This is a genomic window from Mesorhizobium sp. B2-4-2 (assembly GCF_006442845.1).
Classification (GTDB): Bacteria; Pseudomonadota; Alphaproteobacteria; order Rhizobiales; family Rhizobiaceae; genus Mesorhizobium.
The window spans coordinates 484,862-506,685 of sequence record NZ_VFVM01000003.1 but is presented as its reverse complement, the minus strand read 5'-3'; the positions used below and the strand labels follow the sequence as shown (position 1 = coordinate 506,685).

Here is a 21,824-nt window from a genome sequence, read left to right as displayed (position 1 = left end):
TTGGCAGACATCAAGGGAATATTGTTCGACAAGGACGGAACGCTTGTCGACTTCAATGCGACCTGGCTCGGGGTTGCCGACTTCATGGCCATGGACGCCTCCGAAGGCGACCGCTGGAAGGCCGACAGGCTGCTTGCGGCCGCGGGCTTCGATTTCGCCAACAGGCGCTTCAAGCCCGACTCCATCTTTGCCTCCGGCACCAATCTCGACGTCGTCGAATTGTGGTTTCCGCGCCTGTCCGATGAAGACCAGATGCTGGCCGTCGCCCGCTTCAACCAGATCACCTCGGTGCAGGGCTCGGCGATGGCGGTGGCTCTGCCGGGCATCGTCGAAACGCTCGGCACCTTGCACGCAAGGTCCTATCGGCTCGGCGTCGCCACCAACGATTCGACCAGCGGCGCGGAAAAAACGCTGGTAACGCTCGGCGTCGCGCAGCTGTTCGACGCCGCCTACGGCTATGACGCGGTGGCCAATCCCAAGCCGGCGCCGGATACGATCCAGGCCTTCTGCGATCTCACCGGCCTGAAGCCGACGCAGGTCGCCATGATCGGCGATAACCGCCACGATCTCGAAATGGCTCGTGCCGGCGGCTGCGGCCTGGCGGTCGGCGTGCTCTCGGGCACCGGCACGCGTGAATCTCTGGCCGGAATTGCCGACGTGATCCTGGATTCGGTTGTCGACCTGCCGGATTTCCTTTCAGCGCGGGTCAAGGAGACGATCTGATCTCGTCGCTAGCGGCGTCTCGGCTTCGAAGGAAAAGACGCCGCTCGGCCTGCTTGCGGCGCCCTTCGCGTCGCCGAAATCCGGCACCTGATATTCGGCGAGCAGCCTGAGCCGCGACAATGGTAGATCGGCGCGGCGCGGGTCGCCGATCAGGACCTCGACGCCAGCGGCAAGGCAGCGGTCGAGGAAGGGGATCATGCGTTGGGTGACATCGGGTCCGTAGAACACGTCGCCAGCCAGCACAAGGTCGACCGCTGGTGGCGGACCGGTGGTAATGTCTTTGCAGATCACCGAGATCGTGACGCCGTTGTCTTTTGCATTGAGACCGAGCGCGGCGACGCCGTTTCGGTCGATCTCGGCGGCGATCACTTCGCGGGCCCCGGCCTTCGCGGCAGCGATGCCGACAATGCCGGAACCGGCACCAAGGTCGAGCACGCGGCGTCCCCCCACGGTCATCGGATGGTCGAGGACATAGCGCGCGAGCACGGTGCCGCCGGCCCATGCGTAGGCCCAGTAGGGCGGTTGTGGCTCCGGTGCATCTTCCGCATCGCCTTCGGGCTCGACGAGCCGTCTCAATCCGCTGCTGGGGTGCGCCGTGTAAAACCGGATTTCTGGAAGCGCAGGCGCAGGGACAAGGCGCATGTTGGCCTTGATGAACTCGGCCGGGTCGAGGCGCTGGCGCCGGTCCGGCGCATCGTCGCCGGCAAGATCGTGGTCCAAGCCGGCTCCTATTCGCGCAATGCGCGCCGCAGGATCTTTCCGACCGGCGTCTTCGGCAGTTCTGTCCTGAATTCGATGTATCTGGGCCGCTTGTAGCCGGTCAGGTTCTCACGGCAATAGGCGGTGATGGCCTCGGCGGTCAGCGCCTGGTCCTTCTTGACGATGAACAGTTTCGGCACTTCGCCCGAATGCTCGTCCGGCACGCCGATTGCCGCCACTTCGAGCACGCCGGGATGCAGCGCCACGACTTCCTCGAGCTCGGTCGGATAGACGTTGAAGCCGGAAACGAGGATCATGTCCTTCTTGCGGTCGACGATCTTGGTGTAGCCGCGCTCGTCCATGAAGCCCATGTCGCCCGACTTGAAGAAGCCGTCCTTGGTCATCACCTTGGCGGTCTCGTCAGGCCGGTTCCAGTAGCCCGCCATCACCTGCGGCCCCTTGATGCAGATTTCGCCGACCTCGCCGAGCGGCAAATTGTTGTCCTCCTCGTCGCGGATGGCGATCTCGGTAGACGGCAGCGGCAGGCCGATCGTGCCGGTGAATTCGCCGGAGCTGAACTTGTTGGCCGTTGCCACGGGCGACGTCTCCGACAGGCCGTAGCCTTCACTGACCGGGCAGCCCGTCAGCGCCTTCCAGCGCTCGGCGACGCCCTTCTGCACCGCCATGCCGCCGCCCAGCGTCAGGAGCAGCGGCTTGAAGTCGAGCTTGCGGAAATCCTCATTGTTGAGCAGCGCGTTGAACAGCGTGTTGAGGCCTGGAAAGATATGGATCGGATACTTGCCCATTTCCTTGACGAAGCCGGGGATGTCGCGCGGGTTGGGGATCAGTATGTTCTGTCCACCCATTTGCATGCCCATCAGCGCATTCACGGTCAGCGCGAAGATATGATAGAGCGGCAGTGCGCAGATGAGGTTGAGATGGGCGGGTTTTGGCTTGACCGTGTAAGCGTCCTGCAGCCACAGCGAATTCTGCGCGACATTGGCCAGCACGTTGCTGTGCAGCAGGATAGCACCCTTCGAGATTCCCGTGGTGCCGCCGGTATATTGCAGGAACGCGATATCGTCGGCCGCCACCTTGGCCGGCTTGAAACCCATGCCGCTGCCCACCTTCAGCGCCGCGTTGAACTTGACATGGCCGGGCAATGACCAGGCCGGCACCATCTTCTTGACGCGGCGCACCACCAGATTGACGATGCTTCCCTTGAGCCCGCCGAGCATGTCGCCCATGGCCGCGACGACGACGTGCTTGACCGACGTCCTGGCGATCACCGCTTGCAAGGTGCTGGCGAAGTTCTCCAGGATGATGATCGCTTGTGCCCCGGAATCCTTGAGCTGGTGTTCCAGCTCGCGCGGCGTGTAGAGAGGGTTGACGTTGACCACCGTGTAGCCGGCGCGCGCCACCGCCATCATCGCCACCGGATATTGCAGCACGTTCGGCATCATCAGGGCGACGCGTGCGCCTTTGGGCAACCCGGTCGATTGCAGGTAGGCGCCGAACGCCGCCGAAAGCCGTTCGAGTTCCGCATAGGTGATCGACTTGCCCATGCAGGTGAAGGCCGGCTGGCCGGCAAATTGCTTGCAGGCGGCAACGAGGAAATCGCCGATGGAGCTGTAGGGCAGGGCGCCGATCTCGGCCGGCATGTTCTTCGGGTAGCTTTCCAGCCAGGGCTTTTCCGGCAAGCCTGCGGCAAGGGCGGTGAGCGCTTTCGGCAATCGCTTGGCGGCCGCCGGTCTCGAGGCCGCCGGTGCCGGCTTGGCCACGGATGCGGCTTGTGCGGCCCCAGTCTTGCTAGTCCGGGTCGCCCCGGTCTTGCTCGCGCCAGTCTTCGTCGTCCCGGCCTTGGTCGAACCGGTCTTTGTCGTCCCGGTTTTAGCAGTTCCGGCCTTCGCCGACGTCTTTGCGGGGACGGCTTTGGCCGCCGGCTTCGCGGCCGGTTTGACAACAGCGTCCGCCTTGCCGGCGGAAGGTTTCCCTGCGACCTTTGCCTTTGTGCTCTTTGCGCCCTTTGCGTTCTTGGCGGAGGGCGTTGGCTGCTTGTCGGCGCCCGCGGCCGGCTTCAGGGTCGCCTTGGCCGTCTTCGGCGGAGCCGTCCTGTTCGATGCTTTTGCCAACCGTCCCTCCCTGTTTTGTTCGCCCCTGCCGCGCTCGCCTCCTGCTAAGAGAGGCGTCCCCCGCTGCCGACGGTGCCTTGTCTATGTATGGCCTCTATCGGCGGGCGTGCAAGCCTTGCCCCAGCGGCAAGCCGTCGAAAGATTTGCCGCCGAAAATCTTTCCCACCACGGGCGCAGCGGCCCTGCATCGTCCGGCATCCCCGGTCATATGAAAGCGGGCGCGACGTTGATCTCGTAAGATTGGTGATCAATAAAAAAATGCGGTCGTTAATAATGTTGTGAATAGAAAAAAATACTAAATTTTTCCATTTTTTTGCGGAGAGGAGGATTTTTTTCCCGCTTACCATGGGGTAGGCAAACTGGGTGTTCCAAAGCCGGAGAAACGGTGCTTATATGCGCGCTTCGCGAGCCTGATAGAGGGGCTTGGAAAAACATCAGGGAGTGCTCAATGAGGAAGAAACTGACTTTTGCAGCCGCGTTGCTGGCTGCAAGCGTCCTGGGCGGCGTGGCCAACGCAAAAACCTTGGTCTACTGCGCCGAAGCTTCGCCGGAAGGCTTTGACCCGGCGCCCTACACCGCGGGACAGACGTTCGATGCGTCTTCGCGTACGGTCTTCAACCGCCTCGTCGAATTCGATCATGGCAAGACAACGGTCTCGCCGGGCCTGGCCGAAAGCTGGTCCATTTCCGACGATGGCAAGGAATACACGTTCAAGCTTCGCAAGGGTGTGAAGTTCGCCGCTACCGACTATTTCACCCCGACGCGCGACTTCAACGCCGACGACGTGGTGTTCTCGTTCCAGCGTCAGGTCGACAAGAACGGCCCCTGGTTCCAGTACATACCGGGCATTGCCTACCAGTATTACAATGACCAGTTCGGCGACAACATCACCAAGGTCGAGAAGGTCGACGACCTGACGGTGAAGTTCACCCTCAAGGAGCCGGCGATCACTTTGATCCCGACGCTGGGCATGGACTTCGCCTCAATCGTTTCCAAGGAATATGCCGACAAGCTGCAGGCGGACAAGACGCCTGAACTGTTCAACCAGAAGCCGATTGGCACCGGCCCGTTCATCTTCGTCGATTACCAGACCGACGCTGCCATCCGCTACAAGGCCAACCCCGACTATTGGGGCGGCAAGCAGAAGATCGACGACCTTGTCTTCGCCATCACCACCGATCCGGCGGTCCGTGCGCAGAAGCTGAAGGCCGGCGAATGCAACATCATGTCCTACCCGGCGCCGGCCGACATCACCGGCCTGCAGGCCGATCCGAACCTGAAGGTCGACGAGCAGGAAGGCCTCAATGTCGGTGCGCTGATGTACAACACCCAGCAGAAGCCGTTCGACGACGTGCGCGTGCGCAAGGCGCTCAACATGGCCATCAACAAGAAGGCTATCATCGACGCGGTCTTCCAGGGCGCCGGCCAGGTGGCCGTCAACCCGATCCCGCCGACCATGTGGTCCTACAACAAGGACGTGAAGGACGATCCGTACGATCCGGATGCGGCCAAGAAGATGCTCGAAGAGGCCGGCGTCAAGGACCTCAAGATGAATGTCTGGGCCATGCCTGTGTCGCGCCCCTACATGCCGAACGCGCGCCGCACCGCCGAGCTGATCCAGGCCGACTTCGCCAAGGTCGGCGTCACAGTCAACATCGTCAGCTACGATTGGGGTGAATACCTCAAGCGCGCTTCGGCGGTCGATCACGACGGCGCCGTCATCGTCGGCTGGACCGGTGACAATGGCGATCCGGACAACTTCCTCGGTGTACTCTTGAGCTGCGCTTCCGTCGGTTCGAACAACCGCGCGGAATGGTGCAACAAGGACTTCGATGCGCTCATCAACAAGGCCAAGACGGTTTCCGACCAGGCCGAGCGCACCAAGCTCTACGAACAGGCGCAGGTCATCTTCAAGGAACAGGCACCGTGGGCGACGCTCGCACACTCCAAGGTGTTCATGCCGATGCAGAAGACCGTCTCCGGCTTTGCGATGGATCCGCTCGGCATCCATCGCTTCGACGGCGTCGATATCGCCGAATAAGGTTCGCGAAACGGGGCGGCGCCACAGCGCCGTCCCACCTCGCCCGCCATGCTGCGTTATATCCTCGGCAAGCTCGCCCTCATCGTCCCGACCTTCATCGGGATAACCATCCTCGCCTTCGGCTTCGTGCGCATCCTGCCCGGTGATCCGGTGCTGGTGCTCGCGGGCGAACGCGGCCTGTCGCCCGAACGTCACGCTGCGCTGATGCACCAGTTCGGCTTCGACCTGCCGATCTGGCGACAGTACCTGACCTATCTGGCCAATATCCTCAGCGGTGATTTCGGCACCTCGTTTTCCACCAAGACGCCGGTGCTCAAGGATTTCCTGGTGCGGTTCCCGGCAACCGTCGAACTCGCCATCTTCGCCATGATCTTCGCCATCGTCATCGGCGTCGCCTTCGGCATCTTCGCCGCGATCCGCCGCGGCTCCTGGTTCGACCAACTGACCATGGGAACGGCGCTGGCAGGCTATTCCATGCCGATCTTCTGGTGGGGGCTGCTGCTGATCATCGTGTTCTCCGGCATGCTGCACTGGACGCCGGTTTCCGGCCGCATCGACCTTCTCTATTTCTTCAAGCCGGTAACCGGCTTCATGACCATCGATTCCCTGATCTCCGGACAGAAGGGTGCATTCCGCTCGGCCCTGTCGCACCTCGTCCTGCCCACCATCGTGCTCGGCACCATTCCGCTTGCCGTCATCGCCAGGCAGACGCGGTCGGCCATGCTCGAGGTCCTCGGCGAGGACTATGTGCGCACCGCGCGCGCCAAGGGCCTGGCGCCTCGCCGCGTCATCGGGCTGCACGCTTTCCGCAATGCGCTGATCCCGGTCGTCACCACCATTGGCCTGCAGGTCGGCACGCTCCTGACCGGCGCCATCCTGACCGAGAGCATTTTTTCGTGGCCAGGCATCGGCAAATGGATGATCGACGCTATTTCCAAGCGCGACTATTTCACCGTGCAAGGCGGGTTGCTTTTGATCGCGCTCATCGTCATGTCGGTGAACCTCATCGTCGACGTGCTCTATGCCGTCATCAACCCGCGTATCCGGGCGAATTGACATGACCAACGAAGGCCCTGCCACAATCGAAGCCGCGACCGTCGTCAGGCCGCAGGACGCCCGGCTGCAGATGTTCGCCGAGTTCTGGCACTATTTCTCGATCAACAAGGGCGCGGTGATCGGCCTCTTCGTCTTCGCGCTGCTGATCCTGATCGCGGTCTTCGCGCCGCTGCTCGCCCCGCATTCGCCGGACGACCAGTTCCGCGACTTCTTCCTGACGCCGCCGGCCTGGCAGGCGGGCGGCAGCGCCCAGTTCCTGCTCGGTACCGACGCCGTCGGCCGCGACATTCTCTCGCGCCTGATCTACGGCTCGCGCTTCTCGCTCGCCATCGGCTTCGTCGTCGTTACCACGGCGCTGATCTCCGGCGTCATCCTCGGCCTGCTCGCCGGCTACTGCCGCGGCTGGGTGGATACGCTCATCATGCGCATCATGGACATCATCCTGGCCTTCCCGTCGCTGCTGCTGGCGCTGGTGCTGGTCGCCGTTCTCGGACCTGGGCTGGTCAACGCCATGATCGCCATTGCCTTCGTGCTGCAGCCGCACTTCGCCCGGCTCACCCGCGCCGCCGTGATGGCGGAGAAGAACCGCGAATATGTCATCTCGGCCAAGGTCGCGGGCGCAAGCCATCTCAGGCTGATGCTGGTCACCATCCTGCCCAACTGCATCGCGCCGCTGATCGTGCAGGCGACGCTGTCCTTCTCCAACGCCATCCTCGAAGCCGCGGCGCTGGGCTTCCTCGGCATGGGCGCGCAGCCGCCGACCCCGGAATGGGGCACGATGCTGGCCGAAGCACGCGAGTTCATCCTGCGCGCCTGGTGGGTGGTGACCTTCCCGGGCCTTGCCATCCTGATCACCGTCTTTGCCATCAACCTGATCGGCGACGGCCTGCGCGACGCGCTCGACCCCAAGCTGAAGAGGTCGTGAGCATGTCCCTGCTCGAGATCAAGAATCTCACCGTTTCCTTCGACACCGCCGCCGGTCCGTTCATGGCCGTGCAGGGCATCGACCTGTCGATCGAGCCGCGCGAAGTGCTGGCGATCGTCGGCGAATCCGGTTCCGGCAAATCGGTGGCGATGCTGGCGGTGATGGGGCTGCTGCCCAACACCGCGACCGTCAAGGCCGACCGCATGGCCTTCGACGGCGTCGATCTGCTGAAGCTCAGCCCGTCCGAGCGGCGCAAGATCGTCGGCAAGGATATCTCCATGATCTTCCAGGAGCCGATCGCCAGCCTCAACCCGTGCTTCACCGTCGGCTTCCAGATCGAGGAGGTGCTGCGCTTCCATATGGGCATGGACCGCGCCCAGCGCCGCGCGCGCGCCATCGAATTGATGAAGCTCGTCGGCATTGCCGATCCGGAAGAACGGCTGAGCTCGTTTCCGCACCAGATGTCGGGCGGCCAGTGCCAGCGCGTCATGATCGCCATCGCCATCGCCTGCAATCCGAAGCTCTTGATCGCGGACGAGCCGACCACCGCGCTCGATGTCACCATCCAGAAGCAGATCCTTGATCTCCTGGTTTCGCTGCAGGCCAAATACGGCATGGGCCTGATCATGATCACCCACAATATGGGCGTGGTGGCCGAGACAGCCGACCGCGTCATCGTTCAGTACAAGGGCCGCAAGATGGAAGAGGCCGACGTGCTGTCGCTGTTCGAGAGCCCGAAAAGCAACTACACGCGCGCGCTGCTGTCGGCGCTGCCGGAGAACGCGGTCGGCGACCGGCTGCCGACCGTTTCCGACATGCTGTTCGAGCCGGCGCCCTCGGCCGCGGGAGCCTCCGCATGAGCACCACCGTCCTCGAAGGCAAGAACATCGTTCGCGACTACCATATCGGCGGCGGCCTGTTCAGCGGGCCGCGCACGGTGCACGCGGTCAAGGGCGTCTCGTTCACCGTGGATAAGGGCAAGACGCTCGCCATCGTCGGCGAAAGCGGCTGCGGCAAGTCCACGCTCGCCCGCATCATCACGCTCATCGATCCGGCGACATCGGGCGAACTGTTCATCGACGGCAACAAGGTCGACATCGCCAGGGGCGGATTGACCAGGGAGATGCGCCGCAAGGTGCAGATCGTCTTCCAGAACCCCTACGGATCGCTCAACCCGCGCCAGAAGATCGGCGACGTGCTGGGCGAGCCGCTGCTGATCAACACCGACAAGACGGCCGCCGAGCGGCGCGACCTCGCCATGAAGATGCTGAAGAAGGTCGGCCTCGGTCACGAGCACTACAACCGCTATCCGCACATGTTCTCGGGCGGCCAGCGCCAGCGCATCGCCATCGCCCGTGCGCTGATGCTGAACCCGAGCCTTCTGGTGCTGGACGAGCCGGTCTCGGCGCTCGATCTTTCGGTGCAGGCGCAGGTGCTCAACCTGCTCGCCGACCTACAGGACGAGTTCCAGCTGACGTATGTCTTCATCAGCCACGACCTCTCCGTGGTGCGCTACATCGCCGACGACGTGATGGTGATGTATTTCGGCGAGGCGGTCGAATACGGCTCGCGCGACGAGGTCTTTTCAGACCCCAAGCACAGCTACACCAGGACCCTGTTCGCCGCCACGCCGCGCGCCGACGTCGCCAGCATCAAGGCGAGGCTGGCGAAGAAGAAAGCGGCTTAAGCCGCGGTGGTCGTCATCCTCGGGTCTGCGCCGCGTCGCTCCGCTCCTTGCTCCGCCCGTGGATGACGAAACGGAGGCAGTCACGCCTCCGGTTTCTCTCGCGAAAAGGGTCGAGCGCTTACGACAGCTTCGCGATGACAGCCCGCAGCGCTTCACCGAAACGCCTGACCTCGTCTACCGTATTGTAGTGCACCAGCGAGGCGCGGATGGCGCCGCTGTCCATCGACAGGTTAAGGCGCTTCATCAGGCGCGGGGCGTACATGTGGCCGTCGCGGATGCCGATCTGCAATTCGGCCATTTCCTCAACGATCCGCTGCGGCGACAATTTGCCGATGTTGAAACAGAAGGTCGGCACGCGTTCGTTGATCCGGGCCTCCTCGGAAACGCCGTAGATCGTTGCCCCGCAGCTCTTCAGCACAGCCAGCATCTCGCGCGCCAGCACCAGCTCGTAGTCGCGGATGGCGCCCATGCCGGCGACGATGTTTTCGCGCCGCGAGCGGTTGTTGGACGGAGTAAGGTTGCGGCCGATGAGTTCCAGATACTGCACCGCCGCACCCATGCCCGACACGTTCTCGTAGATGAAGGTGCCGGCCTCGACCTTGTAGGGCGGCTCGTCGGGGATGAAATCCTCGCGGAAGGTCGGCAGCCGCTTCAGCGTTTCGAAGCGGCCCCACAGGAAACCCATATGCGGCGAGAAATTCTTGTAGCCGGAACAAACGAGATAGTCGCAATCCCAGGCCTGGACGTCGATCAGCCCGTGCGGCCCGTAATGTACGCAGTCGAGGAACACTTCGGCACCGGCGGCGTGGGCGATCCCTGCCACCGAAGCGACGTCGACGATCGAGCCGATGGAATGGGCCGTCACCGTGCAGGCGACAAGCCGGGTGCGTTCTGAAACCAGCGGGCGCAGATCGTCGACATGCAGATTGCCGTCCTCGCGCATGCGCCACCACTTGAACTTGGCGCCGGCGGATTCGAGCGCCAGCCATGTCGCGATGTTGGCGTCGTGGTCCATGTCGGTGACGACGATCTCGTCGCGCTCTTCAAGCATCTGGCCGATGCCGAGGCTGACCAGGCGGATGAACGAGGTGGCGTTCATGCCGAAGCAGATCTCGGATGGGCTGTAGGCATTGATCAGCAGTGCCACGCTTGTCCGCGCATCGGCGACCGATTGGTCAACGGTGACGCTGCGCCCATAACGGCCGCCGCGCTGCACATTGTGCGAAACCAGATGGTTGGTCACCGCATCGAGCACGCTCTGCGGAATCTGCGCGCCGGCGGCGTTGTCCAGGAAGATGAAGTCGCCTGCCCGCTGCAAGGCCGGAAACATCGCCCGGATTCGTTCAACAGGAAACGCGCCGGAAGTGCCGGTCGCATTGGCGGCTTGATGCTTGTTCATGGTCGTCTCCTGCGAAGTGCTCGGTAGATGGGAAATTGTAGGCGGGTCAGCGCGTCTTCTCGGTCTTGAAACGGTCTTCAAGCAGGCTGACGAGGCGAACCATCGGCCACAGGAAGATGAGATAGACCAGCGCTGCGCCGATCAGCGGCGAGGGATTGGCATAGAGCGACTGTGCATTGGTCGCTTCCTTCAGGAGTTCCGGCAGCGCCACGGTGGAGGCGAGCGAGGTGTCCTTGAACATCGAGACGCAGTTGCTGGTCATCGGCGGGATGACCACGCGCACCGCCTGCGGCAGCACCACCTTGCGCAAGGTCAAAAGGAACGGCAGGCCGAGCGCCTGCGACGCCTCGAACTGGCCGCGCGGAATGCTTTCGATGCCGGAGCGGAACACTTCCGCCGAATAGGCCGACATGATGATGGCGAAGGCCGTTACGGCGGAAGCCCAGGACGACAGGCGGATGCCGAGGAAGGGCAGCGCATAATAGATCAGGATCAGCACGACCAGCACCGGCAGCGCGCGGAAGATATCGGTGTAGCCGACCGCCAGCCACCGGAGCGGCTTCGGCGCATAAAGCCGCAACAGGCTGATCACCAGGCCGATGGGGATGCCGATGCCGATGCTGAGCAGGCCGAGCAGCAGCGTGTTGAGAAAGCCGCGCAGCAGCGCCGGCAGACTGGACGCGATGACGTCGGCGTTGAAGAAGGTATCGAGCAGCGACATGGGAGGCTTTCCCGAACCGTTTGGCGTCCCGTGACGCTGGAGCAGAAGCCGGAACAGCGAAAGCGGGTTTGCCGCGCCGAGCTGGTTCCGGGAGGGTTATGTATCAAACGAAACGTGCCGGCCTTTCGAACCGGCACGTTCTCCTTGGCGGCCGCCGCTCAGGCCTTCGGCACCGGCATTTCCTTGGCGGTCGAGGAATCGGCGGGCGCGTCGCTGCCGAACCACTTCTTGTGGATCGCGGCCAGCGTGCCGTCCTTCTTCATTGCCGTCAGCGCGTCGTTGAGCTTGCCGAGCAGCGGGTGGTCCTTGGTCATCATCAGCCCGTACTGTTCGCCGGTCTTGATGCGTTCCTTGACGGTGAGATCCTTCATCTTGGTGAAGGAGTACTGCATGCCCGGAATGTCGCTGACAGCCGCGTCGATGCGCCCGGCGCTGAGGTCGAGCAAAAGGTTCTGCTGTGTGTCATAGCCCTTTACGTCGCTGAGGCCATCGGCCTCCTGATGCGCCTTGACCCAGGTCTCGCCGGTCGAGCCGGACAGCACGCCGACGATCTTGCCCTTGAGGTCGGCCTCGGCCTTGATCGGGCTGTCGGTCTTGGTGGCGATGCCCATGTCGGAATCATAGTAAGGCTGCGTGAACGACTGCGACTTCAGCCGCTCCGGCGTGATGGTGATCGACGAGATGGCGACATCGATGCGCTTCGAGGTGGTGGCGGCGAACAGCGCCTGGAAGCCGAGATCGGCGATGTCGGTGGTCATGCCGACGCGCTTTGCCGCTTCGTTGACGATGTCGACCTCAAAACCCTCGAAAGTGCCGCTCTCGTTCTTGTACTCGAAGGGCGGGTTGGTCGGGTAGGCGCCGACATTGAGCACATCGGCGGCATAGGCGGTTGCCGGTCCGGCGGCGATGCCGATGGCGGCCGCGAGAAGGATGAGATTGCGACGGGTCAGGCTCATTGTTGGTCCCTCTGGGGTGTTCCCTCTGGTTGTTGATCGGGCGGGCTGATGCCCGCACGGTTTCTTGCCGCCCCACCTCCCAGCGGGGCGTCAATTCATGCTCGCCGCCACACGGTCGGGCGCTGTCCGGTCGCGGCAGACGCACATCGGCAAGATTGGCGATGCTCTCGGTATGCGGATCGTGGAACTGGCGCGCGCACGCCATCGCAGGCATAGCGTGCTGGAGGATGACTGGGGGCAGCATGAACGACAAGGACTGAAACCCTTTGATCCCACCCGATGCACCACGATGGATGTCCGGCAAGCCCGTCCGGAACGGCAGTCGCCATCGATCGAGGAATGCTTATCCAAACCACCGCAGTTTTCAAGGCAAAAGTTTTAAGCTTAAAAAGTTGGCGGCGGCGGCGCCTGGCATATCTTTCGATGGCGCTAGCTGCGGCCGCTCCTGCCCAGTTCGGCATCCGCGCCGGCTTTGCCGGCAGCAGCGCCAGCCCCCAGAAGCATCGTGTCGCTGGCCAGGATGAAGAAACTGGCGCCGAGTGCTGCCCATCGGGCGACATCCTGCGGTTCGGCGCAGAAGATCCCGGATGTCTTGCCATGCGCGATCGTCACATCGATGATCCTGCGGATCGCTTGCGCGAGCTTGTCGGCGCCTTTCGGGCCGATCGCATCGATCGATACGGAGAGATCGCCGGGCCCGACGAAGATCACGTCGACACCCTCGACGGCGGCGATCGCCTCGATATTGGCCAGCCCTTCCGATGTCTCGACCTGAACCGCCACGACGATGCTGTCATTGGCCTGAGCGAGATATTCGGAGATGCGGTAGCCATAGCCGGCGGCCCGTCCGGGCCCGACGCCGCGCTCGCCGGTCGGCGGATAACGCGAGGCCTTCGCCGCCGCCTGCGCCTGGGCGGCGGTCGAGACGCGCGGGACGAGCACGCCTTGCGCGCCGCTGTCCAATGCCGCGGCGATCGCTTCCGGTGCATGGCCGGGCACGCGCACAATGGCCGGCACGCGATGGATGTCGGCCGCGCGCACCATCGCCTCGATCATGTCGCGCGAAATCTGGGCATGTTCCCAATCGATGCAGAGGAAATCGAGACCGGACTGCGCCATCACCTCGACCGCAACGGGATGCGGAATGGCGGCAAAGGAACCGACGAGGCTTTCCCTACAGATGCATTTGTGGCGAAACCCGCTCATCGTTCCATCCCCTTGTTGTCGTGCCGGAATTCATATCCGCAAACAGCGGCGAGGCGAAGCTATTTCAGGCTTGAAATATTTTCGCGCGGGCCTAGCGTGTCGATCTCCCGCCGCGAGTTCCGGACATGATCAAAGCGCATCCCCTGCACGGCCCAAACAGACTGAAGCTCGGCGTCTTCTCGACCAATGCCGACGGCGGCCTTGCCATATCGGATGTGCCTGAACGCTGGACGGCAAGCTGGCACGACAATCTGACGGCGGCGCAGATCGCCGACCGCGCGGGGCTGGAATTCCTGCTGCCGATCGCGCGCTGGCGCGGCTTTGGCGGCCGCAACAGGGTGCGCGAATGGTCGTTCGAGACCTTCACCTGGGCGGCGGCGCTCAGTGTGGCCACCGAGCGGATCGGCCTGTTCATGACCGTGCATGTGCCCCTCGTGCATCCGCTCTACGCCGCCAAGGCGCTGGCGACGGTCGATCATATCAGCCAGGGCCGTGCCGGCCTCAACATCGTCTGCGGCTGGAACCCGAAGGAATTCGGCATGTTCGGCACGCCGCTGGTCGAGAAGGGGTATGATCAGGCCGCCGAATGGATCGAAATTCTGGAAAGGCTGTATGCGTCGGCTGAACCTCTCGACTATGAGGGCACTTATTATCGTCTCAAGGAAGCCGTGAGCCGGCCGGCCAGCCTGCAAGTTCCGCGACCGGTGACGATGAACGCGGCTTTCGGCGGTCCGGGCCGCGATTTCGCTGCCGCCAGATGTGACTATCTGTTCACGACCTTTTCCGAGATGGCCGATGCCGGCAAACATGTCGCCGATATCAGTGAGCGGGCCGACAAGGCTGGCCGCGAGGTCGGCGTCTACACCGTGGCGCATGTCGTCTGCCGGCCGACGATGGAGGAGGCGCAGGCCTATTACACACGCTATGCCGTCGATCTGGCCGACCGTGAGGCGGTCGATGCCCATATGGCCGGCAAAAAGGAATTCTCGCGGTCGCACGACCCGTATGCCTATGACCGCTATCGCCAGCGTTTCGCCGGCGGCGCCGGCACCTATCCCTTGGTCGGAACGCCCGAAACGATCGCCGCCGATATGGTCGCCATTGCCGGGCATGGCTACCAGGGCATTGCGCTGTCCTTCGTCAACTACACGCAGGAACTCCCCTATTTCTGCGATCACGTGCTGCCGCTGCTGGAGCAGGCCGGCCTTCGCGGAAAATAGTCTGGCCGACGCCTTCCTGATTTCTCATCCTGGGGTCTGCGCCGTATCGCTACGCTCCTTGCTGCACCCAGGATGACGAAGCGACGGCCGATTATTCCGGAATAACCGCGGTGGCCTGGATCTCCACCTTGGCTCGGTCCTCGACCAGTGCCATCACCTGCATCGCGGCCATCGCCGGGAAATGCCGGCCGATCACCTTGCGATAGGCCTCGCCTATACCCCTGAGATTGGCCAGATATTCGCTCTTATCGGTGAAATACCACGTCATTGACGTGATGTGCCGCGGCTCAGCTCCGGCCTCCGCCAGCACCGCGACGATATTTTGAAGCGTCTGCCGCACCTGGCTGACGAAATCGTCGGTCTCGAACTGGCACTGCCCATTCCAGCCGACCTGTCCGCCGACGAAGACAAGCCGCCCGCGAGCCGCTACGCCATTGGAGTAACCGACCGGCTTGGCCCAGCCATCCGGCTGCAGAATCTCGTGCATTTCAAACTCTCCGCAATATCCGCGTTCGAAACCGTCCAAACCTTGACGTGACCGGAGTCAGGCCGCCCCCATCACCTGTCGCGCGATCACCACCTTCTGCACGTCGGAAGCACCCTCATAGATGCGCAGCGCGCGGATCTCGCGATACAGGCTTTCGACGATGTGACCCTTGCGGACGCCGTCGCCGCCATGCAGTTGCACCGCTTTGTCGATCACCTCCTGCGCCTTGTCGGTGGCGAACAGTTTGGCCATCGCCGCCTCGCGCGTTACCCGCGCCGCGCCCATGTCCTTGGTCCAGGCGGCACGGTAGACCAAAAGCGCCGCGGCATCGACGTCGAGCGCCATGTCGGCGATATGGCCCTGCACCATCTGCAGCTCGGTCATTGGCGCGCCGAACAGCTTGCGTTCGGCCACCCGCTTGATGCTTTCATCGAGCGCGCGGCGCGCAAAGCCGAGTGCCGCCGCGCCGACGGTCGAGCGGAACACGTCGAGCACCGACATGGCAATGCGAAAGCCGTCGCCCGGTTTGCCGATCAGTGCGGCGGCCGGCAGGCGGACCTGATCGAAAGACAGTCGTGCCAGCGGATGCGGCGCTATGACTTCAAGGCGCTCCGCAATGTCGAGGCCCTTGCTGTCCCCCGGCACGATGAAGGCGGATAGCCCCTTGGCGCCGGGTGCCTCGCCTGTGCGGGCGAAGACGACATAGAGATCGGCGATGCCGCCATTGGAGATCCAGGTCTTTTCGCCCGACAGGACATAGCCCTCACCATCGCGGCTCGCGGTCATCTCCATATTCGCGACATCCGACCCTGAGCGCGGTTCGGATAACGCAAAGGCGGAAATGATCTTACCGGCGCGCGTCTTCGAAAGCCATTGCTGCTGCTCCGGCGTGCCGAACAGGCTGAGCGCTCCGGTGCCGAGCCCCTGCATGGCGAAGGCGAAATCCGCAAGCCCGTCATGCCGCGCCAGTGTCTCGCGCGTGACGCACAAGGTGCGCACGTCGAGCGGGCCGGGATTGTCGGCGTCGAGCGCCGTCGGCTTCAGCCAGCCGTCCCGGCCGAGCTTGGCCACCAGTTCCCGGCAGGCAGTGTCGACGTCATGGTGATCGACGGGCAGGTTCTTCGCGCACCATGCTTCGAGGTGCTCGGCCAGTTCGCGATGACGGTCTTCGAAGAAGGGCCAGTCGAGGAAGGAGCGGTCAGGCATTTCTGCCTCCGCTATTCTCCAGAGTCCGTGCTCTACGGCGCCCCCCTCTGTCCTGCCGGACATCTCCCCCTCTAAGGGGGAGATCGATCCTCATCTCGGCTTTCGCGAATCGCCTGCGCCGCAGGATGGCTGCCGCCGCCGAAGCTGCCAATCTCCCCCCTAGAGGGGGAGATGGCCGGCAGGCCAGAGGGGGGCGCTGTCCCGCCAACGTCTCCATCAACCTGCTCATCCTCAATTCCCCTCGAACACCGGCTTTTCCTTGGCAACAAACGCCTTGTACGCCCGCTCGAAATCGCGCGTCTGCATGCAGATCGCTTGCGCCTGCGCTTCCGCCTCGATCGCCTGGTCGAGGCCCATCGACCATTCCTGGTTCAACTGCGTCTTGGTGATGCCATGGGCGAAGGTCGGGCCGGAGACGATGCGCGCCGCCATGTCGAGCGCGTCGGCCTCGAGCGATGCGGCATCGACCAACCTGTTGTAGAACCCCCAGCGCTCGCCTTCGGCAGCCGTCATGGTGCGGCCGGTGTAGAGCAGTTCGGCGGCGCGGCCCTGGCCGATGATGCGCGGCAGGATAGCGCAGGCTCCCATGTCGCAGCCGGCAAGACCGACGCGGGTGAACAGGAAAGCCGTCTTGGCGTCCGGCGTGGCGATGCGGATGTCGGAGCTCATGGCGATGATGGCGCCGGCGCCGACCGCCACGCCGTCGACCGCCGCGATGATCGGCTTGCCGCAATTCAGCATCGCCTTTACGAAATCGCCGGTCATGCGGGTGAAGGCCAGGAGCTGCTTCATGTCCATCTTGACCAGCGGGCCGATAATATCGTGGACATCGCCGCCGGAGCAGAAATTGCCGCCATTGGACAGGAACACCACGGCATCGACATCGTCGGCATAGATGAGGTCGCGGAATGTATCGCGCAGTTCCGCATAGCTGTCGAAGGTCAGCGGGTTCTTGCGCTCCGGCCGGTCGAGCCGGACCTTGGCGATCCGGCCTTCGACCTGCCAGAGGAAATGCTTCGGCTTGAAGCCGGCCATCTTGCTCATTCGCGTCCCTCCCAGTTGCTGCGGAACGAGGTCAGCATGCCGGTCAGCCGGCGTGCGTCGTCCTCGCTCACCTTGCCCAGCAATTCGCCGACCCAGCCCTCGTGAGCGGCAGCGATGACGGCGAAGGATTTGGAGCCTTCATCCGTCAGCCGCACCATCGAGGTGCGGCGGTCGCCATTGCGGCGGGCGCGGGCGACCAGCCCCTCGGATACGAGCCGATCGACGATGCCCGTGACATTGCCGTTGGACACCAGCAGGAAGCGCGACAGATCGCTCATCAGCATGCCTTCGGGCGCACGGTAGAGCGCGGCCATCACGTCGAAGCGCGGCAACGTCGTGTTGAATTCCTTCTTCAGGCGCTCGCGCAGTTCGGCCTCGATCGTGCGCGAGGCGCGCAGCAGCCTGATCCACAGCCGCAAGCGGTCCTTGCCGGGTCCCGACGGCGCGGGCAGGGGGCCGGCTACCATGTTTCGCCTCCTGAGATCGAAATTGCCTGTCCGGTGATCGACGCTGCCGCATCGCCGCACAGCCACAGCACGGCAGCGGCAATTTCCTGCGGCTGGATGAAGCGGCCTTGCGGATTGGTCGCGGCAAGGCTCGCCCGCGCCTGCTCCACCGAGCGGCCGGTTTTTTCCACGATCCGCTGGATGGACTCCTCCAGCATTTCGGTTTCCACAAAACCCGGGCACACCGCGTTGACGGTCACGCCGGACTTCGCCGTCTCGGCGGCAAGCGCCCGCATCAGGCCGACGACGCCATGCTTGGCCGCCACGTAAGGCGCAACATAGGCGTAGCCTTTCACTCCGGCGGTAGACGCGATGAAGACGATGCGGCCCGCCCTGCGCGCGGCCATGCCGGCGAGCGCCGGCTTCACCGTCAGGAAAGCGCCGGTCAGGTTGACGTCCAGCGTCCGCTGCCAGTCGGCCAGCGTGGTCTTGTGCGCCGGCGTGCTGCCGGCCATGCCGGCATTGGCGACGACGATGTCGAACGGCCCGCGCGCGGCCTCCGCCGTCTCGTAGAGCGAGGCCATCGCCGCCTCATCGGTGACATCGGCGGTGATGGCGAAAATGCGTTTGCTTTCGCCAGCCACCTTGGCCAGCTCCGCCTCGCGGCGGCCGCATATGGTGACGTCGATGCCGGCACCAGCCAGCGCCAGAGCGATCGCTCGGCCGACACCGGACCCGCCGCCGGTGACAAGGGCGTGGCTGCCGGCGATCATCGCGGCGGCCGTCATACTTTCAGCCCCGCTGCGGCATCGCGTTCGGCCAGCCGGTAGATCTGGTCGCGCCCGGGCAGATAGGGATCGGGCCATTTGACGCCACGGTCGCCGAGCGCCACCGCCGCATGCAGCGTCCAGTAGGGATCGGCGAGATGCGGCCGTGCCAGCGCCACCAGGTCGGCGCGGCCGGCCATCAGGATCGAATTGACATGGTCCGGCTCATAGATGTTGCCGACCGCCATCGTCGCCATGCCGACTTCGTTGCGGATGCGGTCGGAAAACGGCGTCTGGAACATGCGGCCATAGACCGGCTTTGCCAGCACCGAAGTTTGTCCTGCCGAGACGTCGCAAATGTCGACGCCGGCCTCATGCAACAGCCGCGCGATCTCGACGGCGTCGGCGGGTGTTACGCCTTCGATGCCGACCCAGTCATTGGCCGAAATGCGCATTGAGATCGGCTTCTGCGCCGGCCAGGCGGCGCGTACGGCGCGAAAGATTTCAAGGGGATATCGCATGCGGTTTTCCAGCGAACCGCCATACGCATCCGTGCGCCGGTTGGTGACCGGCGTGATGAAGGACGACAGGAGATAGCCGTGCGCGGCGTGGATCTCGAGCATGTCGAAGCCGCAGCGGTCGGCCATCTCAGCCGAAGCCACGAACTCGTCGCGCACTCTGTCCATGTCGGCGCGATCCATGGTCTTCGGCACCTGATTCTGCGGCGACCAAGCGACCGCCGATGCCGCCATGACTGGCCAGTTACCCGAGGCGAGCGGCACGTCCGTGCCTTCCCACCCAACCTGGGTCGAACCCTTGGCGCCGGAATGGCCGATCTGTGCGCAGATCTTCGCCTCGGTCTCGGTATGGACGAAATCGACCAGCCGTTTCCACGCCGCCTCATGTTCGGGCGCATAGAAGCCCGGGCAGCCGGGCGTGATCCGCCCTTCGGGGCTGACGCAGGTCATCTCGATATAGATGAGCCCGGCGCCGCCCTTGGCACGCTCGGCATAGTGCGTGAAATGCCAGTCCGTCGGGCAGCCGTCGACGGCCTTGTACTGCGCCATCGGCGAGACGACCACGCGGTTGCTGAGCCGCATGTCGCGCAGCTTGAAGGGCGCGAACATCGGCGCGCGGCGCAGCCTGTTGGCGCCGGCGCCCGCCTGGCGCTGGAACCATTCCTCCGCGCTTTCAAGCCACTCCGCGTCGCGCAGCCGCAGGTTTTCGTGGCTGATGCGCTGCGAGCGGGTCAGCAGCGAATAGTTGAACTGCACCGGATCGAGGCCAAGATAGCGCTCGACCTCCTCGAACCATTCGAGCGAATTGCGCGCCGCCGACTGCAGCTTCAGCACCTCGGTGCGGCGCGCATCCTCATATTTACGGAATGCGGCCTTTAGGTCCGGTTCGGTTTCGACATACTCGGCCAGCGCGACAGCGCTTTCCAGCGCCAGCTTGGTGCCGGAGCCGATCGAGAAATGCGCCGATGCCGCCGCGTCGCCCATCAGCGCCAGGTTCTCGAACGACCAGCGCTCGCACAGCACGCGCGGGAAATTGATCCAGGCCGAACCCCTGATGTGGTTGGCATTGGTCATCAGCTTGTGGCCGCCAAGATGCTTTTCGAAGATGCGCTCGCAGACGGCGATGGATTCCTGCTGCGTCATGGCGCCGAAGCCGAAGGCGGCCCAGGTCTGTTCGCTGCACTCGACGATGAAGGTCGCGGTGTCGCTGTCGAACTGGTAGGCGTGCGCCCACACCCAGCCATGCTCGGTCTTTTCGAAGATGAAGGTGAAAGCGTCGTCGAATTTCTGATGGGTGCCGAGCCACACGAACTTGCATTTGCGCGTGTCGATGTCGGGCTTGAAGATGTCGACGAAGCTGTTGCGCGCCCTGGAGTTCAGTCCGTCTGCGGCGACGACCAGGTCATGCGTCTCCATATAGGGCTTGGGATCGGCGATGTCGGTCTCGAACATCAGCTTGACGCCGAGCTCGCGTGCGCGCCGTTGTAACAGGATCAAGAGCCGCTTGCGGCCGATGCCGCAGAAGCCGTGGCCTGAGGATACAGTGCGCACGCCGTCATGGACCACGGCGATGTCGTCCCAATACGCAAAATGCTTCTTGATCCAGACGGCGCTGACCGGATCGTTCCTGGCCAGATTCTCAAGCGTTTCGGCTGACAGAACGACGCCCCAGCCGAACGTGTCGTCGGCGCGATTACGCTCGAAAACCGTCACATCGTGCGCGGCGTCCCTCAGCTTCATCGAAATGGCGAAGTAAAGGCCGGCTGGTCCGCCGCCGAGAACCGCAACCTTCATCTGTGCGATCTCCTCTTCGCTTGCTTGATTTCAGTATCGCGCCGGGGCCAAGGTATTTCAAGCTTAAAGTTTTATGCCGAAACGATTATGCGAAATAGCGGACCGCGCGCTCGCGCATCGCCGCACGCGCGGCCCGTGGGGTCACTTTTCCGGGTTCTTCGGGCTCCACAGCACCGTCTCGGCACCCTTCTCGTAAGCCATGCCGTCGGGATAGCTGATCGCTTCCAGCTGCAAGCCCCAAGGCGCCTGGAAGTAAAGGATGGTCTGGCCGGCGGCGGGTCCTTCCTTGACCGGCAGCGGCCCCAACCTGGTCTTTACGCCCTTGGCCTCGAGATAGGCTTTCGCCGCCGCGACGTCGTCGACATAGAAGGCGATGTGAAAACCGCCAATGTCGCTGTTCTTCGGTGTCAGGTCCTTCTGGTCCGGCGCGGTGTATTTGAACAGCTCTATGTTCGACCCCGTGCCGCAGCGAACCATGGTGACCTGCTCGATGACAGCCTTCGGATCGACGCCGAGAAGATCCTGCATGAAGGTGCCCTTGTCGTCGGCGAACGGGCCGAACGACATTGCCTTCTTGCAGCCGACCACGTCGGTGAAGAAATCGACCGCCTGCTTCATGTCGGGAACCGTGATGCCGGTGTGGTCGTGCCCGCGCATGCCGGGGATCGAGCTTGCTGCCGCCACACCGGTGCTGCCGAGGATGGCGGCAGCGAGTGCTGCATTTCGAATTGTTGTCTTCATGTCAGTTTCTCCTCCATTTGGCGGGGCTTTGTCATTGGCCGGTCGCACATCCGAGC

Annotated in this window: 21 protein-coding genes; 8 read left to right on the top strand and 13 right to left on the bottom strand. The window is 63.6% G+C overall.

The window, feature by feature from the left end; genetic code table 11:
• The gene (locus tag FJ942_RS09365; RefSeq protein ID WP_140497010.1) at window positions 1-723 is read left to right on the top strand and encodes an HAD family hydrolase; all 723 of its coding nucleotides are present in this window, start codon (window positions 1-3) and stop codon (window positions 721-723) included.
• On the opposite strand, the gene FJ942_RS09360 is transcribed toward FJ942_RS09365, so the two are convergent.
• Window positions 697-1,443 (bottom strand): methyltransferase, encoded by a 747-nt coding sequence (locus FJ942_RS09360; protein ID WP_181168361.1) that lies wholly within the window; start codon window positions 1,441-1,443, stop codon window positions 697-699. The genes FJ942_RS09365 and FJ942_RS09360 overlap by 27 nt on opposite strands.
• An 8-nt stretch (window positions 1,444-1,451) precedes the next feature.
• A complete protein-coding gene (locus tag FJ942_RS09355; protein WP_140897537.1) occupies window positions 1,452-3,554 on the bottom strand; it encodes a long-chain fatty acid--CoA ligase in 2,103 nt (700 codons plus the stop codon).
• A gap of 448 nt (window positions 3,555-4,002) precedes the next feature.
• Here FJ942_RS09355 and FJ942_RS09350 point away from each other — a divergent pair, with 448 nt between their 5' ends.
• From FJ942_RS09350 to FJ942_RS09330, 5 genes are all read left to right on the top strand, one after another.
• Window positions 4,003-5,595 (top strand): ABC transporter substrate-binding protein, encoded by a 1,593-nt coding sequence (locus FJ942_RS09350; RefSeq protein WP_140624862.1) that lies wholly within the window; start codon window positions 4,003-4,005, stop codon window positions 5,593-5,595.
• 48 nt (window positions 5,596-5,643) lie between these two features.
• The gene (locus FJ942_RS09345) at window positions 5,644-6,651 is read left to right on the top strand and encodes an ABC transporter permease subunit (RefSeq protein WP_140497004.1); all 1,008 of its coding nucleotides are present in this window, start codon (window positions 5,644-5,646) and stop codon (window positions 6,649-6,651) included.
• A gap of 70 nt (window positions 6,652-6,721) precedes the next feature.
• On the top strand, window positions 6,722-7,576 hold the full coding sequence (locus FJ942_RS09340) for an ABC transporter permease subunit (RefSeq protein ID WP_181169874.1): 855 nt from the start codon (window positions 6,722-6,724) through the stop codon (window positions 7,574-7,576).
• 2 nt (window positions 7,577-7,578) lie between these two features.
• Window positions 7,579-8,436: an ABC transporter ATP-binding protein gene (locus FJ942_RS09335; protein WP_140497000.1), complete on the top strand. Its 858-nt coding sequence runs from the start codon at window positions 7,579-7,581 to the stop codon at window positions 8,434-8,436.
• Window positions 8,433-9,263: a dipeptide ABC transporter ATP-binding protein gene (locus FJ942_RS09330; protein WP_140496998.1), complete on the top strand. Its 831-nt coding sequence runs from the start codon at window positions 8,433-8,435 to the stop codon at window positions 9,261-9,263. The genes FJ942_RS09335 and FJ942_RS09330 overlap by 4 nt, the downstream gene beginning before the upstream one ends.
• Before the next feature lie 118 nt (window positions 9,264-9,381).
• On the opposite strand, the gene FJ942_RS09325 is transcribed toward FJ942_RS09330, so the two are convergent.
• From FJ942_RS09325 to FJ942_RS09315, 3 genes are all read right to left on the bottom strand, one after another.
• The gene (locus FJ942_RS09325; protein WP_140897535.1) at window positions 9,382-10,662 is read right to left on the bottom strand and encodes a cysteine desulfurase-like protein; all 1,281 of its coding nucleotides are present in this window, start codon (window positions 10,660-10,662) and stop codon (window positions 9,382-9,384) included.
• Between the two features lie 46 nt (window positions 10,663-10,708).
• The gene (locus FJ942_RS09320) at window positions 10,709-11,383 is read right to left on the bottom strand and encodes an amino acid ABC transporter permease (protein ID WP_140496993.1); all 675 of its coding nucleotides are present in this window, start codon (window positions 11,381-11,383) and stop codon (window positions 10,709-10,711) included.
• Window positions 11,384-11,541: 158 nt separating this feature from the next.
• Window positions 11,542-12,339 carry an ABC transporter substrate-binding protein gene (locus FJ942_RS09315; RefSeq protein WP_140496991.1) on the bottom strand — a complete coding sequence of 266 codons (798 nt, stop codon included), beginning with the start codon at window positions 12,337-12,339 and terminating at the stop codon, window positions 11,542-11,544.
• 97 nt (window positions 12,340-12,436) lie between these two features.
• Between FJ942_RS09315 and FJ942_RS28470 the strand changes: the two genes are divergently transcribed.
• Window positions 12,437-12,721, top strand: a complete 285-nt coding sequence (locus FJ942_RS28470) for a hypothetical protein (RefSeq protein WP_181169867.1) — start codon at window positions 12,437-12,439, stop codon at window positions 12,719-12,721.
• A gap of 47 nt (window positions 12,722-12,768) precedes the next feature.
• On the opposite strand, the gene FJ942_RS09310 is transcribed toward FJ942_RS28470, so the two are convergent.
• Entirely contained in the window at window positions 12,769-13,545 is a 777-nt protein-coding gene (locus FJ942_RS09310; RefSeq protein ID WP_140897533.1) for an HpcH/HpaI aldolase/citrate lyase family protein, read from the bottom strand.
• Between the two features lie 125 nt (window positions 13,546-13,670).
• Between FJ942_RS09310 and FJ942_RS09305 the strand changes: the two genes are divergently transcribed.
• A complete protein-coding gene (locus tag FJ942_RS09305; RefSeq protein ID WP_140897531.1) occupies window positions 13,671-14,765 on the top strand; it encodes an LLM class flavin-dependent oxidoreductase in 1,095 nt (364 codons plus the stop codon).
• Between the two features lie 91 nt (window positions 14,766-14,856).
• On the opposite strand, the gene FJ942_RS09300 is transcribed toward FJ942_RS09305, so the two are convergent.
• The 7 genes from FJ942_RS09300 to FJ942_RS09265 form a co-directional block, all read right to left on the bottom strand.
• Complete coding sequence (locus FJ942_RS09300; RefSeq protein ID WP_140674109.1) at window positions 14,857-15,252, bottom strand: RidA family protein; 396 nt, start codon at window positions 15,250-15,252, stop codon at window positions 14,857-14,859.
• Between the two features lie 57 nt (window positions 15,253-15,309).
• The gene (locus tag FJ942_RS09295; RefSeq protein WP_140670816.1) at window positions 15,310-16,458 is read right to left on the bottom strand and encodes an acyl-CoA dehydrogenase family protein; all 1,149 of its coding nucleotides are present in this window, start codon (window positions 16,456-16,458) and stop codon (window positions 15,310-15,312) included.
• Window positions 16,459-16,689: 231 nt separating this feature from the next.
• Window positions 16,690-17,502: an enoyl-CoA hydratase family protein gene (locus tag FJ942_RS09285; RefSeq protein WP_140897529.1), complete on the bottom strand. Its 813-nt coding sequence runs from the start codon at window positions 17,500-17,502 to the stop codon at window positions 16,690-16,692.
• Complete coding sequence (locus FJ942_RS09280) at window positions 17,499-17,969, bottom strand: MarR family transcriptional regulator (RefSeq protein ID WP_140513060.1); 471 nt, start codon at window positions 17,967-17,969, stop codon at window positions 17,499-17,501. The genes FJ942_RS09285 and FJ942_RS09280 overlap by 4 nt, the downstream gene beginning before the upstream one ends.
• The gene (locus tag FJ942_RS09275; RefSeq protein ID WP_140897527.1) at window positions 17,963-18,736 is read right to left on the bottom strand and encodes an SDR family NAD(P)-dependent oxidoreductase; all 774 of its coding nucleotides are present in this window, start codon (window positions 18,734-18,736) and stop codon (window positions 17,963-17,965) included. The genes FJ942_RS09280 and FJ942_RS09275 overlap by 7 nt, the downstream gene beginning before the upstream one ends.
• Complete coding sequence (locus FJ942_RS09270; protein WP_140523753.1) at window positions 18,733-21,027, bottom strand: bifunctional salicylyl-CoA 5-hydroxylase/oxidoreductase; 2,295 nt, start codon at window positions 21,025-21,027, stop codon at window positions 18,733-18,735. Before FJ942_RS09270 ends, FJ942_RS09275 begins: the two co-directional genes overlap by 4 nt.
• Before the next feature lie 141 nt (window positions 21,028-21,168).
• A complete protein-coding gene (locus FJ942_RS09265) occupies window positions 21,169-21,768 on the bottom strand; it encodes a VOC family protein (protein WP_140523755.1) in 600 nt (199 codons plus the stop codon).
• Window positions 21,769-21,824: the final 56 nt, after the last annotated feature.

Bases quoted from the DNA above. Each gene is read 5' to 3' on its own strand.
- FJ942_RS09350 (WP_140624862.1), top strand. From the start codon at position 4,003: ATGAGGAAGAAACTGACTTTTGCAGCCGCGTTGCTGGCTGCAAGCGTC.
- FJ942_RS09345 (WP_140497004.1), top strand. From the start codon at position 5,644: ATGCTGCGTTATATCCTCGGCAAGCTCGCCCTCATCGTCCCGACCTTC.
- FJ942_RS09340 (WP_181169874.1), top strand. From the start codon at position 6,722: ATGTTCGCCGAGTTCTGGCACTATTTCTCGATCAACAAGGGCGCGGTG.
- FJ942_RS09335 (WP_140497000.1), top strand. From the start codon at position 7,579: ATGTCCCTGCTCGAGATCAAGAATCTCACCGTTTCCTTCGACACCGCC.
- FJ942_RS09330 (WP_140496998.1), top strand. From the start codon at position 8,433: ATGAGCACCACCGTCCTCGAAGGCAAGAACATCGTTCGCGACTACCAT.
- FJ942_RS09325 (WP_140897535.1), bottom strand. From the start codon at position 10,662: ATGAACAAGCATCAAGCCGCCAATGCGACCGGCACTTCCGGCGCGTTT.
- FJ942_RS09320 (WP_140496993.1), bottom strand. From the start codon at position 11,383: ATGTCGCTGCTCGATACCTTCTTCAACGCCGACGTCATCGCGTCCAGT.
- FJ942_RS09315 (WP_140496991.1), bottom strand. From the start codon at position 12,339: ATGAGCCTGACCCGTCGCAATCTCATCCTTCTCGCGGCCGCCATCGGC.
- FJ942_RS28470 (WP_181169867.1), top strand. From the start codon at position 12,437: ATGCTCGCCGCCACACGGTCGGGCGCTGTCCGGTCGCGGCAGACGCAC.
- FJ942_RS09310 (WP_140897533.1), bottom strand. From the start codon at position 13,545: ATGAGCGGGTTTCGCCACAAATGCATCTGTAGGGAAAGCCTCGTCGGT.
- FJ942_RS09305 (WP_140897531.1), top strand. From the start codon at position 13,671: ATGATCAAAGCGCATCCCCTGCACGGCCCAAACAGACTGAAGCTCGGC.
- FJ942_RS09300 (WP_140674109.1), bottom strand. From the start codon at position 15,252: ATGCACGAGATTCTGCAGCCGGATGGCTGGGCCAAGCCGGTCGGTTAC.
- FJ942_RS09295 (WP_140670816.1), bottom strand. From the start codon at position 16,458: ATGCCTGACCGCTCCTTCCTCGACTGGCCCTTCTTCGAAGACCGTCAT.
- FJ942_RS09285 (WP_140897529.1), bottom strand. From the start codon at position 17,502: ATGAGCAAGATGGCCGGCTTCAAGCCGAAGCATTTCCTCTGGCAGGTC.
- FJ942_RS09280 (WP_140513060.1), bottom strand. From the start codon at position 17,969: ATGGTAGCCGGCCCCCTGCCCGCGCCGTCGGGACCCGGCAAGGACCGC.
- FJ942_RS09275 (WP_140897527.1), bottom strand. From the start codon at position 18,736: ATGACGGCCGCCGCGATGATCGCCGGCAGCCACGCCCTTGTCACCGGC.
- FJ942_RS09270 (WP_140523753.1), bottom strand. From the start codon at position 21,027: ATGAAGGTTGCGGTTCTCGGCGGCGGACCAGCCGGCCTTTACTTCGCC.
- FJ942_RS09265 (WP_140523755.1), bottom strand. From the start codon at position 21,768: ATGAAGACAACAATTCGAAATGCAGCACTCGCTGCCGCCATCCTCGGC.